General features: G+C 47.1%; 17 protein-coding genes. 6 read left to right on the forward strand and 11 right to left on the reverse strand.

All coding sequences use genetic code 11. The features are described 5' to 3' along the window. Position 1: 1 nt before the first annotated feature. From ACKRDP_RS02385 to fliG, 7 genes are read right to left on the reverse strand one after another with little or no spacing between them, the layout of a single operon-like run. Positions 2–820 carry a PDDEXK family nuclease gene (locus tag ACKRDP_RS02385; protein ID WP_409153151.1) on the reverse strand — a complete coding sequence of 273 codons (819 nt, stop codon included), beginning with the start codon at positions 818–820 and terminating at the stop codon, positions 2–4. Between the two features lie 13 nt (positions 821–833). Continuing rightward, complete coding sequence (locus ACKRDP_RS02390; protein ID WP_409153152.1) at positions 834–2,612, reverse strand: SulP family inorganic anion transporter; 1,779 nt, start codon at positions 2,610–2,612, stop codon at positions 834–836. Next, positions 2,609–2,953 (reverse strand): hypothetical protein, encoded by a 345-nt coding sequence (locus ACKRDP_RS02395; RefSeq protein ID WP_409153153.1) that lies wholly within the window; start codon positions 2,951–2,953, stop codon positions 2,609–2,611. Before ACKRDP_RS02395 ends, ACKRDP_RS02390 begins: the two co-directional genes overlap by 4 nt. Beyond that, positions 2,941–4,245 (reverse strand): glutamate-5-semialdehyde dehydrogenase, encoded by a 1,305-nt coding sequence (locus ACKRDP_RS02400; RefSeq protein ID WP_409153227.1) that lies wholly within the window; start codon positions 4,243–4,245, stop codon positions 2,941–2,943. The genes ACKRDP_RS02395 and ACKRDP_RS02400 overlap by 13 nt, the downstream gene beginning before the upstream one ends. Positions 4,246–4,264: 19 nt before the next feature. Further along, positions 4,265–5,542: a FliI/YscN family ATPase gene (locus ACKRDP_RS02405; RefSeq protein WP_409153154.1), complete on the reverse strand. Its 1,278-nt coding sequence runs from the start codon at positions 5,540–5,542 to the stop codon at positions 4,265–4,267. Further along, positions 5,526–6,212, reverse strand: coding sequence for a FliH/SctL family protein (locus ACKRDP_RS02410; protein WP_409153155.1), 687 nt, complete (start codon positions 6,210–6,212; stop codon positions 5,526–5,528). The genes ACKRDP_RS02405 and ACKRDP_RS02410 overlap by 17 nt, the downstream gene beginning before the upstream one ends. Next, entirely contained in the window at positions 6,205–7,209 is a 1,005-nt protein-coding gene (fliG, locus tag ACKRDP_RS02415; RefSeq protein WP_409153156.1) for a flagellar motor switch protein FliG, read from the reverse strand. The genes ACKRDP_RS02410 and fliG overlap by 8 nt, the downstream gene beginning before the upstream one ends. A gap of 68 nt (positions 7,210–7,277) precedes the next feature. Here fliG and ACKRDP_RS02420 point away from each other — a divergent pair, with 68 nt between their 5' ends. The 4 genes from ACKRDP_RS02420 to ACKRDP_RS02435 are packed head-to-tail and all read left to right on the forward strand — an operon-like array spanning position 7,278 to position 9,316. Then, complete coding sequence (locus ACKRDP_RS02420; RefSeq protein ID WP_409153157.1) at positions 7,278–7,700, forward strand: molybdenum cofactor biosynthesis protein MoaE; 423 nt, start codon at positions 7,278–7,280, stop codon at positions 7,698–7,700. Further along, complete coding sequence (gene moaA, locus ACKRDP_RS02425; protein WP_409153158.1) at positions 7,697–8,698, forward strand: GTP 3',8-cyclase MoaA; 1,002 nt, start codon at positions 7,697–7,699, stop codon at positions 8,696–8,698. Before ACKRDP_RS02420 ends, moaA begins: the two co-directional genes overlap by 4 nt. Before the next feature lie 2 nt (positions 8,699–8,700). Further along, positions 8,701–9,114 carry a hypothetical protein gene (locus ACKRDP_RS02430; protein ID WP_409153159.1) on the forward strand — a complete coding sequence of 138 codons (414 nt, stop codon included), beginning with the start codon at positions 8,701–8,703 and terminating at the stop codon, positions 9,112–9,114. Between the two features lies 1 nt (position 9,115). Next, positions 9,116–9,316 (forward strand): Trm112 family protein, encoded by a 201-nt coding sequence (locus ACKRDP_RS02435; RefSeq protein WP_409153160.1) that lies wholly within the window; start codon positions 9,116–9,118, stop codon positions 9,314–9,316. Here ACKRDP_RS02435 and ACKRDP_RS02440 read toward each other — a convergent pair. Genes ACKRDP_RS02440 through rdgB form a run of 4 tightly spaced genes read right to left on the reverse strand, consistent with a single transcriptional unit; the run spans position 9,255 to position 11,884 of the window. Continuing rightward, complete coding sequence (locus tag ACKRDP_RS02440) at positions 9,255–9,923, reverse strand: HAD family hydrolase (RefSeq protein ID WP_409153161.1); 669 nt, start codon at positions 9,921–9,923, stop codon at positions 9,255–9,257. The two genes, ACKRDP_RS02435 and ACKRDP_RS02440, sit on opposite strands and share 62 nt — an antisense overlap. After that, entirely contained in the window at positions 9,920–10,831 is a 912-nt protein-coding gene (locus ACKRDP_RS02445) for a LysR substrate-binding domain-containing protein (protein WP_409153162.1), read from the reverse strand. Before ACKRDP_RS02445 ends, ACKRDP_RS02440 begins: the two co-directional genes overlap by 4 nt. A gap of 47 nt (positions 10,832–10,878) precedes the next feature. Next, positions 10,879–11,280 carry an arsenate-mycothiol transferase ArsC gene (locus tag ACKRDP_RS02450; protein ID WP_409153163.1) on the reverse strand — a complete coding sequence of 134 codons (402 nt, stop codon included), beginning with the start codon at positions 11,278–11,280 and terminating at the stop codon, positions 10,879–10,881. 7 nt (positions 11,281–11,287) lie between these two features. After that, positions 11,288–11,884: an RdgB/HAM1 family non-canonical purine NTP pyrophosphatase gene (gene rdgB, locus ACKRDP_RS02455; protein ID WP_409153164.1), complete on the reverse strand. Its 597-nt coding sequence runs from the start codon at positions 11,882–11,884 to the stop codon at positions 11,288–11,290. Positions 11,885–11,900: 16 nt separating this feature from the next. Between rdgB and ACKRDP_RS02460 the strand changes: the two genes are divergently transcribed. Both ACKRDP_RS02460 and ACKRDP_RS02465 read left to right on the forward strand, forming a co-directional pair. Beyond that, positions 11,901–12,560, forward strand: a complete 660-nt coding sequence (locus ACKRDP_RS02460; RefSeq protein ID WP_409153165.1) for a hypothetical protein — start codon at positions 11,901–11,903, stop codon at positions 12,558–12,560. Then, the gene (locus tag ACKRDP_RS02465) at positions 12,547–13,368 is read left to right on the forward strand and encodes a DNA-methyltransferase (RefSeq protein WP_409153166.1); all 822 of its coding nucleotides are present in this window, start codon (positions 12,547–12,549) and stop codon (positions 13,366–13,368) included. The genes ACKRDP_RS02460 and ACKRDP_RS02465 overlap by 14 nt, the downstream gene beginning before the upstream one ends. Positions 13,369–13,370 lie beyond the last annotated feature (2 nt).

The raw sequence follows: 13,370 nt of genomic DNA on the forward strand, positions 1-13,370 counted from the left end.
ACTACCCTCTAAGTTCAAATATCTGGCAGGGTTTTATTTTAAACTGTAGCTTTGTAGGGTCTGGTGTTCCACCTTTTCTCTGCATTGTTATCCTGCCTATGTAAAGGTTGCCCATCGGAGATATGCGGACATCTCCTCTTCCGAAAAAGTTTATTGCAATGTTTATATCTGATATTGCAAAATCTGTAATATCCTTTTCCTTTACATATCTCGCAACTATAAGCCAGTCTGCCGATAGGGCACCTCTACCTTTTAGAACATCGCAAACCACCAACATTTTGTTTTTTCTGAAAAAATCAACTATCTTTTCCCTTATCATTTCGGGCATCTCGTCAAAGAAAAGCCTTCTATGGTCTCTGCGAGCGTAGCCTTCTGGTGGTTTTACCTCACCCGTAAAGTATTTAAGCCACAGAGCAATCTCTTCATCAAAGCCCCACATTTCTCTGTAGTTATCCACTCTTCGCTTATCAACCTGATTATAGTCTGCATCACTGTTCGCTTTTTTAACTGATACATTTTCAACAAAAAGTGTATTATCGTAAATCAAATATATTCTTACTTGCACATCGCTCTTCTTATATAGAATATCATGCTTAAGTTTATTGATATCAAGCCCGTATTTTACAGCCATTTCCTTAGATATTTTCACTGGCACGACTTCGGCGTGTAGCTCACTTATCTTATCTGGTTCGTATCCCATATACCTTAACCATGCCTGCGCCTCGCTATCTTTCCTGTAGTTGTTAAACTTCTGAGCTATGGCTCGCTCACTGGCAAAACCACCCTTTGCGGTAATAGAGCCAACCAACCGCCTGTTCATGGCTGAAAGAGGCTCACGCCACCTTTTCCACAGGCTTGAAGCCCTGCTCCTTTACACTCCAGCATTCTTTGAAGACAGCGTAGGGACATCTCTTTCTGCAGTATTCGTGGTCAAGTTTTTTGAAAAGCTCCACTATGGACTGACCCTTTGAGTCAAACACGTAGTCTATGTCCATATGTTTGTCAAGCTCCACATTTTCAAGAAGTGGGTATACGGTGCATCCTATGTTGGCAAGAGCAGGCTCCGCACCCATAGCCCTTATTCTGTCAAGAAGCCTTACCAGCATCAGGCTCCCCGATGCATCCATGTAGTTAACCGCCTCCAGGTCAAGAAGCACAAACTTGAGGGCCTTTTTCCTCTCCTCCACCCTCTGAAGCACATACTCATACACATATTCGGCGTTGCCGAAGTATATGGACATGTTGGGTCTTATGTACAGTATCTGGGGACACTCAGGGAGTTTTTCCCTCTCTGCGTTCACAAAGGTGGAAGACCCCGGGTTCCTCGTGAGCACCACAATCCTGGGATACATGGTCTTGTATACAAAGCTTCCAAAGGCTATGAGAGTTCCAAGAGTTATGGCAACCCACAGGTCCATGAAAAAGACGGTGGCAAAGGTCACTCCCGCCACAATGCCATCTACTGGGTTTATCCTGTAGAGCCTGAGTATTTCCTGAGGTCTTATAAGACTTATAACCGCAGAGAGCACTATGGCGGAAAGCGTTGCCTTCGGAAGGTAGTAGAAAAAGGGCGCAAGAAAGAGCAGGGTAAGACCGATAACGGCACCTGTTATAACGCTGGCGATGGGCGTCTTTGCACCAAGCTGAAAGTTGAGGGCTGACCTCGAAAAGGAGCCACCCACTGGAAAGCCTTTGAAAAGACCTGCCACCACATTGGCAAGCCCCTGACCTACAAGCTCCTGATTTGGGTCCCATCTGTCCCCCGCTCTTATGGCAAGCTGCTTGGCTATGGCCACAGCCTCCATAAGACCAAAGGCAGATATTACGATTGCACCCACCCAGAGCTGGGAAAAGGTTCTGTAGTCCACCGACGGAATCTCAAGGGGAGGTAGACCACTTGGCACATTTCCCACCAGGGAGACACCAAAATTCTGGAGGCCCAGAAAATATGAGGCTATAGAGGTTATGAAAACCGCAAGGAGCGCACCAGGAAGGAGAGGGCTTATCCTCTTTGAGAACCATATTATGGCGTAGGCGACAACACCCACAATAAGCGTGTATGGATTTGTCTGGGAAAGCTTGCTTATTATGTCCGCAAGAACCTCGTATATGTGGGTGCTCTGAGTTATCTTAAAGCCAAGAAGATGCCCGGCCTGACTGAGGGCTATAACCAGTGCACCGGCGCTGGTAAAACCAACTATCACACTGTTAGATATGAGCTCTACCACAAAGGCGAGCTTAAAAATACCCACAGTTAGCCTTATAAAGCCCACCATGAGTGCCAGCACTGCTGCAAGCATGACCCACCTTTCACTGCCGGGCTCCGCCAGCCCATAAAGGGCAGACCCGGTAAGCAGTGCAGTCATGGCCACTGGTCCCGTTGCCAGAAACCTTGAACTTCCAAATAATGCAGCCACCATAACCGGCAGGAAGGAGGCGTATAGCCCGTATATGGGGGGCATGCCTGCAAGAAGTGCGTAAGCCATGGACTGGGGAACCAGCACCGCAGCCACTGTAAGGCCAGCTATCAGGTCCCTTGTGAATTTATCCCTATCGTAGCTCTTCAGCCAGGGCATAAAGGGTGCAAGGTCAAGGGTTATGTTTATCTTCATAGCCTTATCCTCTCTGCATTGAATCTTTTTAGCTGAACTTCTTTCAGGGCTTCAAGCAAGTCCATACCCTCTGAATAAAGCTTCAGAGCTTCTTCAAGGTCCCTTTTGCCCTCCACTCTAAATAGCCTGTCTTCAATCATTGTTCTCAGACTCCTTGCTATCAGGTCTTTGCTGATTCCAAAGTTAAACTCAAGAAGGTATGCCAGCTCAAGGAGCGTGTAGTTGGAGAGAAAGACTTTGCCCTTCTTTCTTTCAACCTCTCTAAAGTAGTTTTCCAGCCTTTCTGACCTCTCTCCCTTTGTCAGAAAATCTATAAGGTCCTGCGTATCTATGGCATCCATTCAGGCGGAACCCCTACGTTGTCTCTCAAATGTCCATTACCCAGTATTACAAACTTCTGGATTGTGAGCTCTTCAAGAGCCATTGGACCCCTTGCATGTATCTTATCTGTAGAAATACCCATCTCCGCACCAAGACCAAACTCGTTCCCATCTGTAAATCGTGTGGAGGCGTTCACATATACGGCTGCTGAGTCCACTTCTTTTATGAACTTCATGGCTTTTGTGTAGTTTTCCGTTATGATGGCGTCTGAGTGCTTTGAGCCGTATTTTTCTATGAAGTCCATTGCCTCCTCAAGGCTACCCACAGTCTTTACCGCCAGTATAAGGTCAAGGAACTCCTCATAGTAGTCCTCCTCCGTTGCAGGCACTGCCTTCACATGGGACAGCTCCGGTCTTGACCTTATTGCCTGAAGGCTTTCCTGGTCGCACCTTAGCTCTACGCCAGCCCTTCCCAGTATATCAGCCATCCTTGGCCAGAAGCTGTTTAAAAGGCTTCTGTGGATTATGAGGTTCTCCACGGCGTTGCAGACAGATGGCCTCTGAACCTTGGCGTTGTATACTATGTGATAGGCCTTTATGAGGTCTGCCTCCTCGTCCACGTATATGTTGCAGACCCCCTTGTAGTGCTTTATTACAGGCACCTTTGCCTTCTCCGCCACGGCCCTTATGAGACTTTCACCGCCCCTTGGAATCGCCACATCTACCTTGCCCTCCATTCCAAGGATTTCCCATACTATTTCCCTCTCAGGTCTGTCTATGAACTGCACTGCCTCCTCCGGAAAGCCTGTTTCTCTGCATGCCTGACGGAGTATCTCCACAAGGGCTCTGTTGGAGTTTATAGCCTCTTTTCCACCCCTCAGTATAACCGCATTTGAAGACTTCATGCACAGAGAGGCGGCCTCTATGGTCACGTTGGGTCTTGCTTCGTATACTATGAAGATTACCCCGAGGGGAACCCTCATCCTGCCCACCTGAAGACCGTTGGGCAGAGTCCACATGCGCGTTATCTCTCCCACAGGGTCTGGAAGCCCTGCCACATCTCTGAGAACCTTTACCATACCCTCTATGCGTTTGTCGTTGAGGAGCAGTCTGTCTATGAGGGCTGGAGGAAGTCCCTGAGATTTTGCATAATCTATATCCTTCTGGTTCTCTCCTTTTATAAAATCTCTTTTCTCCTGCAGTAGCTCTGCGGCCCTTAGGAGGGCTCTGTTCTTTATGTGCGTTGTAACAGACATAAGCCTTCTCAGCGTAGAGCGGGCAAGCTCTACCTTTTCCTCGGCATAACTTTTGATTTCCACCATGGTATTAAAATTATACCAGTTTGTCGTAAAGCCTCTTCAGGGCTTCCAGACTTTCTTCATAACTTACCTTCTCATCCACACCCTGTTTGAAAAACTCTCTGATTTCTTCATAGTTCTTTACTGCCCTGTCCACAAGAGGATTGCTCCCGGGATTGTAAAGACCGAGGTTTACCATATCTTCCATAGACTCGTAGGCGCTCAGCACTTCTCTTATATACATGGCCATGTGCATGTGCTCCTTACTTACCACCTGAGGCATGAGCCTGCTGAGGCTCCTTACAGGGTCTATGGCAGGGTGTATGCCTGCGTTTGCCCTCTTCCTTGAGAGGATTATATGCCCATCAAGAACGCCCATGAGGGAGTCTGCAACAGGGTCAAGGCTTATATCATCCCCCTCCACAAGGACGCTGAATATGCCTGTTATACTACCCTTTTTAAAATTCCCGCAGTTTTCCACAACCTTTGAAAGCAAATAGAAAACCGAAGGTGTATAGCCTTTCATGGTGGGTGGCTCTCCCGCAGACAGCCCTACCTCCCTCTGAGCCATGGCAAGCCTCGTGATGGAGTCCATAAGGAGGAGCACATGCAGCCCCATGTCTGCAAGATATCTTGCGTGGACAAGAGCACTCAGTGCTCCCTTTACTTTAAGTATGGGGGTCTGGTCTGAGGTGGTTACCACTATTACACTTTTCTTCCTTCCTTCTTCCCCGAGCACATCCTCCACAAACTCTCTCACTTCCCTCCCCCTCTCACCTATCAGAGCAAGAACCACCGCGTCCACTTTGCTGTTTTTCACTATCATACCCAAAAGCGTGCTCTTGCCCACCCCAGCACCCGCAAATATTCCCACCTTCTGACCCTTCCCCAGCGTCAGGAGTGCGTTTATTGACCTTATGCCGCAGTCAAAGGTTTCCCTTATCCTTTCCCTCTCCAGGGGGTTTATGTCTTCAAGGAGAATGGGCTTTCTTTCACCAGCGGGGAGTGAACCATCTGAAAGCCTTCTTCCAAAGGGGTCAAGCAGTTCACCGAGAAGATTTTTTCCCACAAGGGTGGAAATGTGCTCTTTTTTTATCCATACTTTATCACCTGCCTTTACTCCAGATGGATAGCTGAAGGGCATTATTATGCATCTGTCCTCGTTAAAGCCGATTATCTCCCCTTCAACAGGCCTGTTTCTGTGTGGGAATATTATCACATGGTCTCCTACTGCCCCGTCTGTATTGTAGGCTTCAAGGTAAACACCGCTCGCCCTGTAAACCTTATGGTATATTCTAGACACTCCCCTCATTTCTCATATCCTCAAGAAGGTCCTGCAGCACCTCATCGTATCGCCTCTCTATCCAAAGCTTTGGTGTTTCTATGAGGAACTCCCCTTCCTTCAGTTCTCCCTTTACTACTGGGCTAATCTGCACTCCATCTCCCAGTCTTTCTTTCAGACTTTCCAGATGGTGGGAAATTCTGTGAAAGTCCTTGGGGTTAAGGTAGAGAACCACCTGGCCCTTGAGCTCAACCCCCGACTCAAGAACTTTTGAAAGAGCTCTCAGGATAACATCTTCCTTTGGTATAAGGTCAGTGACAAGAAGCTCTCTCAAAAGCTTGGAAACAAGCTCAATTACTTCTTCCTTCATGTTTACCCTTATGTTCTTAAAGGCTTCTATGAGCCTTTCCGATAGATTCTCAAGAATCTTCTCAACCGCCCTTTTCTCCTCTAACTCTTTGAGAGCCATGTCCCTCTCTTCAAGGACCTTTGCCCTTTCCCTTTCAAGGTTTTCCAGCTGGAACTTGAGAGTTCCGATTTCTTCCTTCAGCTTTTCCCTTTCCGCTTGCCATCGGAGTTCCAACTCTTCACATGGAGGCTGAAGCTTTCCAGCATCTTCCTTGACTTGCGGAGTTTGTATCTCTTCTTTGTGCTCCAGGTTATGTAGATGGTGAAGTGGTCTGAACTCCCCCTTAGACATAGGTCTCCCCGCCTGTTATGTCTATTACTCCCTGGTCTGCCAGGTTCTTTATAACCTGTATTACCTGTTTCTGCGCCTTTTCTACCTCTGAAGCCCTTAAGGGTCCAAGAGCCTCCATGTCCTCCCTCATAATGTCAGCAGCCTTTTTGGACATGTTGGAGAAGAACTTTTCCCTTATGTCCTCGGGTGCCCCTTTAAGAGCTATTATGAGAGTGCTTTTTTCTACAGCCTTGAGTATTTCCACTATTGCCCTGTTGTCCAGCTTTCGGATGTCTTCAAAGGTGAACATCTTTTCCTTTATCTTCTCTGAAAGGTATGGGTCCTCTTCGTCCAGCTTTGCCAGTATTCTGTTGGTGGTATCTCTGTCAAGCATATTGAGAAGCTCCGCGGTTAGAGTAATTCCCTCCATCTTCTGCATTATTCCGCTAACCCCCATACTTCTTATCTCTTCTGCAAGAACCTCTATCAGTTCACCGAAGAACTCGGGAGATATGTTTTCAAGGGTTGCAAGCCTCTTTACCACTTCTATTCCAACAGTGTCCGGAAGCAGCTTTAGTATCTCTGCAGATTTGTTGGGGTTTAGCTGAGAAAGAACCACCGCTATAGTTTGGGGATGCTCACCCATCAGTATGTTTGCAAGTATTTTGCTGTCAACCCTCTCAAGTTCCTGAAAGCTTTTTATGAGGTTTGAACTGCTCAGAAACTCGTATATCTTGGCAAACTTGTCTGGTGGAAGAGCCTTTCTTGCAAACTCAAGCAGTGCATCTATGTCTGGAGTTATAAAGGAGGTTGCCCTGTATTCTTCTATAAACTCCTTTGCCACCTCTTCTATGTCCTTCAGGGTTATACCTTCAATGTTTGTGGCATGAAGTAGAACTTCCTGAATCTCATCGTCGGAGAGTTCTTTCATTACCTCCACCGCCACCTGTGGTGGCATGGCCATGAGCAGTATGGCCGCCTTCTGAGCCTTGCTCAGTTTACTCCTGACTTCCGGCATGTATAATAGTTTAAGACTTTTTGAGATAAGTCATCAAAGGGTTCAGGACAAAACCTATAATTATAGACATGGTTCCCAAAGTCTATCTTGGAGTGGAGTGGATAGGTGCAGAGAGTGTTCTCTCGGAGTATCAACCACCAGAGGATTGCGGTGCAGGTCTCCTGTTCCTCGGCATAGCAAGGTCTGCACCTGAAGATGGGGATGTGATGGAGCTTCACTATGAAGCTTTTCCTGAGATGGCTATAAAGGTTATGGAGGAGATAAGGGAAGAGACGCTCAGGAATTTCCCGGTAAGGGAGGTCTTTATACATCACAGGCTGGGCGTGGTAAAGGTGGGAGAGCCCTCCTTTATGGTGGTGGTCTTCGGTGGGCACAGAGATGAAACCTTCAGAGCATGCAGGTATGCAGTGGATGAGGTGAAAAAGAGAGTGCCCATATGGAAGAAGGAGGTTTTCAGCGATGGTAAGGGTGAGTGGGTGCTCGGAGCATGATTAGGGACGCCCTTGGAAGGGAGCTTCATGACCTGAGGATATCGGTAACGGACAGGTGCAACTTCAGATGCACCTTCTGTATGCCAGAGGGAGAGGAATACGAGTTCTTCAGACGTGAGGAGATACTTTCCTTTGAGGAGATAGCAAGGTTTGTAAAGGCCGTAATTCCGCTTGGTGTGAAGAAGGTAAGACTTACGGGGGGAGAACCCCTCCTCAGAAGGCGTCTTGAAAACCTTATTAAATACCTTTCAGAACTCCCCCTTGAGGACATGAGCCTTACCACAAACGGATTTCTGCTAAAAGAAAAGGCAAGAATTCTGAAAGAGGCAGGGCTCAAAAGGGTGACGGTGAGCCTTCATTCTTTGAAGGACGAGGTTTTCTCAAAGCTTGTAGGGAGAGACGTGAAGGTTTCCAAAATACTTGAGGGTATAGAAGAGGCTCTAAGGGTGGGACTGAGCCCCGTAAAGGTGAACGTATGCGTCATAAGGGGCGTTAACCATGATGAGATAATAGATATAGCCAGCTTTTTCAAAGGGATGGGCGTAGTGGTCAGGTTCATAGAGTTTATGGACGTGGGAAATATAAATGGCTGGTCTCTGGAAAGGGTGTATTCCACAAGGGAGATGCTTGAACTTCTTCAGAAACACTTTGAGCTTGAGCCGGTGGAAAAGGCTTACAGGGGAGAAGTGGCGGAGAGATACAGATACAGGGACGACGGTCTGGAGGTGGGCTTCATATCCTCAGTAACCCAGCCCTTCTGTGGAGATTGCAACAGGCTAAGACTTACCGCAGATGGAAGACTTCTCACATGCCTCTTTGCTCATGATGGTCATGATGTAAAGAGCCTTATAAGAGGCGGTGCGGAGGATGAGGAGATAAGGGAGTTTGTAAGAAGTATCTGGACCAGAAGGTCTGACAGGTATTCAGAGCATAGGCTTGAGCTCCTCAGAAGTGGGATAGTCCCGAAGAGATTTGAGATGTTCAAGGTGGGGGGTTGAGTATGATAGAGCACAGGCAGGTGGAATTCCTGATAAACCCTGTTAAGAACAGGGTATGGGCGGTGAGCATGCCCGATGGAGAGCTTCTGACGGACCTTGTATCTGTAAGGAGAGCACGCTTCTGTCTTGAGTCTGATGAGCAATATTGGCTCAATCCCTTCGGTGGTGCTTACCACTGGACCACAAGAGAGTCCCAGCCCTACGAGGAGGAATTTGTAAGGTTTAAGGAAGAAGCACAGCAGTATATGTGTATCTTTGGTCTTGAGATAGCACACCTTGAGTATCTTGACTTTTCTCCCCTATCCGGTGATTTGCTTTTTGATGAGGAGAACCTTCTTGACAGGCTGGGACAGGCTCAGAAAGAGGAGTTCAAAAGGTTCATGTTAGAGTTGTGGGAATACGTAAAGGAGGAATAGGATGCTGAGCAGAGAACTTCTTGAAATACTCGCATGCCCAAGGTGCAAGGGCGACCTCACTTACGACGAAAGGAGAAATGTGCTCATATGCACCAACTGCAGGGTTTACTACCCCGTAGAAGAAGACATTCCCATACTCCTTACAGACTCTGCAAGACCTCTTGAAGAGCTTGAAGTAGAGTCTCAGGCTGAGAATTCCTGACTTTATCTGGCACCACCCTCTCTCCCACATGAATGTATTCAAGGGGCTTTGCGTATATTTTTCTGTAATCTCTCAGCATCCGCCAGTCTGCAAGGCTGTCGCCTACATAAACGCCAGCGTCAATCCCAAGACCTTCAACACACAGATGCAGGGCGTAAGGGTGGGGCTTTCTCAGTTCTTCTTCCTGTATTGTATCCTCATCCACCACGAAGTCAAAGAAGTGTGAAAGCCCGGACCTCTCAAAGAGATGCTGCAGGTCTTCTCTGGGTCTTCCTGTGACTATGCCAAGTGGGTAGCCCATGGCTTTCAGCTCCCCGAAAAAGTCACCTCCCAGTATGAGCCTTTCCTTTTCTCTCAGTGTCCTATAAAGCCGGTTGAATAAACTCTTTATCTCTTCAAAGTCTGCATCACCCCCGTATTCCCTTATGACCTCAAGGGTTGCAAGCCAGTCGTTGTTAATGCCTCTGGAAAACTTTATTCTTCTTACATCTTCTATAGGAACCTCCCTTCCGAGAAAGTGTTCTGCCGTGTGCTTTATGGCGTAGTGATAGGACTGGCTTACGTCCACTATGACCCCGTCCACATCAAAGATAACACCCTTCTTCATCCCGCCACCAGCTCGGAGCTTGCCTTTGAAAGGAGAAACTTCATGAACCTGCTTGCCAGGAAGGTGAGCTTTTCGTGCTCGGGATAGATTATGTAATACCACCTGACTGCATTGAAGCCCCTTATTTTTACAGGAACCACACTACCTTCCTCTATTGCCTTTTCCACGATGCCCTTAGAAAGAAAACTACAGCCGTAGCCCTTCTTTACCATGCTCAGGATAGACCTTCCACAGTTTATCTCTATCCTTATGTTCAGCCTTTCAAAGATTATGCCAAGCCTCTCCAGCTCCTCCTTGACCACCTTCCTTGTGCCTGAACTCACCTCTCTGAATATGAGGTCCGCTCCGTAGAGCTCTTCAGGCTCTATTTCCCCCTTTTTGGCAAAGGGATGGGAAGGGTGTGTAAAGAAGACCACCTCATCCATGAACCACTTGATGGAGCTGAACCTTTCAGAGGGCTCTCTCTCTATCACTCCTATGTTGAGGACGCCTGAGGAGAGACCCTCTTCTATGTGCTGTGAATTGTCCACAAGGACCCTTATGGAGATGTTGGGAAGCTGTTGGTGGAACTCCACCAGAAGCTCGGGAACCTTGTATTCGCTCAGGGTTGTGCTTATGCCCAGAAGCAGTGTGTCCTTAAAGTCCTTTTTTATCTTTGCCATCTCCTCCATGAGGTTCTCATAACTTGCCAGGAGACTCTTGGCTATCTGGTATATCCTCTTGCCCTCGTCGGTAAGCACTATCCTTCCACCCTGTCTCTGGAAAAGCTTTGCACCTATTATCCTCTCAAGGGCTTTTATCTGCTGGGTTACGGCGGGCTGAGTTATATACAGTATTTCAGAAGCCTTTGAAAAGCTTCCCAGGTCTGCAACCGCCACAAAGGTCTTGAGCTTGCTGATGTCTATCATTACAGTTTAAAATTTTAATATAAATCCTTCTTATGGCAAGGATAAGTCTAACTTATCTTAAAGAGAGCCCTTATGAGATTCTCTAACTGTTCCAGAAGCCTTGATAGGTCCTCTCTTTTCAGAGTCTTTGGCTCCTCAAGCACCCAGTGCTCCCTTCTCATGTGTCTTTCCGAATAGGGACACATGTCTCTTGCCTCCGGGGAAAGAGTTATGAGCAGGTCTATCTGGTCATAGGGTATGCTCTCCATTCCCTTTGGATGAAGGTTGTCTGTGGCATAGCCCTTCTCTTTCAGGAGGTTTATGACTTCCTCCGGCACACTACCTGCTGGCTCCACACCTGCAGAGTATATATCCGGAGTTAGAAGTGCAAGCCTTGAAAGTTTTCTTGCCACAGCCTCAGCCATTATGCTCCTTACTGCATTTCTTGTGGATATGAAGGCTATCCTCATGGAATTGCTATTTTAGCATCTGTATCAGTTTTCTGGCGGCTTTGCCCCTGTGGGATATGAGGTTTTTCTCCCCCATGCTTAGCTCTGCCATGCTCTTGAGGAAGCCCTCCGGCTGGAATATGGGGTCGTATCCGAAGCCTCCAGCTCCCCTTGGCTCTGTAAGTATGGTGCCGTAGCATCTTCCTTCAGCCCACAGACCTCCCCCCTCTGCATAAACTACCACAAAGGCAGTGTAGTAGGCTCTTCTGTCCTCCATATGCTTCATGAGCCTGAGCACCTTTTCTATGTTGGCTCTGTCTTTGCTCTCCTTTACCGGCTCTTTTCCACCCCAATCAATCTGGTAAAACCTGCTGGAATACACACCTGGATAGCCCTCAAGGGCAGGAATCACAAGCCCCGAGTCCTCAGCGAGGGCGGGAATTCTGTAGACCTCGTAGTATGCTCTGGCTTTGATGTAGGCGTTTTCCAGAAAGCTACAGCCCCTCTCTTCCACTTCCAGGCTTGTGTCTGGCATGAGAAGCTCAATATCTGAACCTTCAAAGAGACTTTTTATCTCTCTCACTTTTCCCTGATTGGTGGTGGCAATGAGGAGCCTTCTGAGCATGCTAAAATTATATCGCATGAACGAAAACCTCAGAAAAAGCATAGTTCTTTACGCCACCGATGAAAGTGAACAGCTTGAGAGATTTCTTAGAAGTTTGTCAAGACCTACATTGGAATCCCTCCTTATAGACCTTATGACCATGTATTACAATGACAAAAATTCCTCAAGGCTTAGGGAGCTATCTGCAATATATATAGCCGGGTATAAACCCACCGAAGAAAAGCTTGGATACAACGGCTATATGCAACATGTGGATAAAGGCATAGTGACTTACTGCGAGGTAAAACCGAAGAATACAGATAGCAGAGACAAAAAACTCAATGGTGGCGGAAGTTTTAATGATTATACTCCAGAAAGATTTGAAAGGGATATGAAAGAAAACCCTAAAGTTTTGACCTGTGGGTTCGTGCACGGCAAACTGATATACCTTTTTGAGTTTGACTTTTTGTGCTTGAAGGACAGGCTTTACAACCTGATAAAAAGACGCTTTCCAGATAAAGTTCGTAGACCGGGAGAGTATCTGCGTTCCGCCAGCTTCTCTATAAGGGATTACAGGGACTGTAGTAGCCTGAAAGCGGTATTTTTACGAAAGGACATAGAAAGGTTTTATGACTTCCTCTCAAGAGACCTTATAGAGGCCATAGAGGACTTTAGAAGGAAAAATGCGCAGGATTGAAGAATTTATAAACAGGGTTATATGTGGTGATGCTCTAGAGGTTCTGAGGGAAATGCCTTCAGACAGTGTTGACCTTGGCATAACTTCACCTCCCTATAACAAAAAGGAGAAGCATGGAGGCTGGCTCGTTTCGAAGGTAGTCTACAGAGGATACAAAGATGTTATGTCTGAAGAGGACTATCAAATATGGCAGGTGGATGTGCTTGACGAGCTATACAGGGTTGTAAAGGAAGGTGGCAGTTTCTTTTATAACCACAAGGTGAGGTATGAAAACGGCAGGATGATACATCCCCTTGAATGGCTGGGTAAAAGCAGGTGGACCTTGTGGCAGGAGATAATCTGGAACAGAAGGATAGCGGGCAACATAAGAGGGTGGAGGTTCTGGCAGGTTGAAGAGAGAATATACTGGCTTGTAAAAGGAAAGCCAAGAGAGCTAAATCCCAGACACGCAAAACTCACATCTGTATGGGATATAAGACCTGAACAGGGACACAAAGGTCACCCTGCGGTCTTCCCCATAGAACTGCCCACCAGAATCATTCATTCCATTTTTGAGGACAGAAAAGGCATAGTTATAGACCCCTTCTGCGGGACTGGAACTACCTTGGTATCTGCCAAGCTACTGGGAAAGGATTACATAGGTATAGACATATCGCAGGACTACGTTGAGTATGCCCTGAAAAGGCTTGAAAGGGCGGAGAAGGAATACGCAAAAGTCTTGCAGGAGCTTTCCCTCCACAGTGTGGAGCTCACCTTTAAAGAGAGAAAGGAAAAGGGGATGTGGAGCAAAAGGCTCAGAAGTTTATAATA

Source organism: Pampinifervens navoyensis (assembly GCF_046159715.1).
In the GTDB taxonomy this organism is placed as follows: Bacteria; Aquificota; Aquificia; order Aquificales; family Aquificaceae; genus Pampinifervens.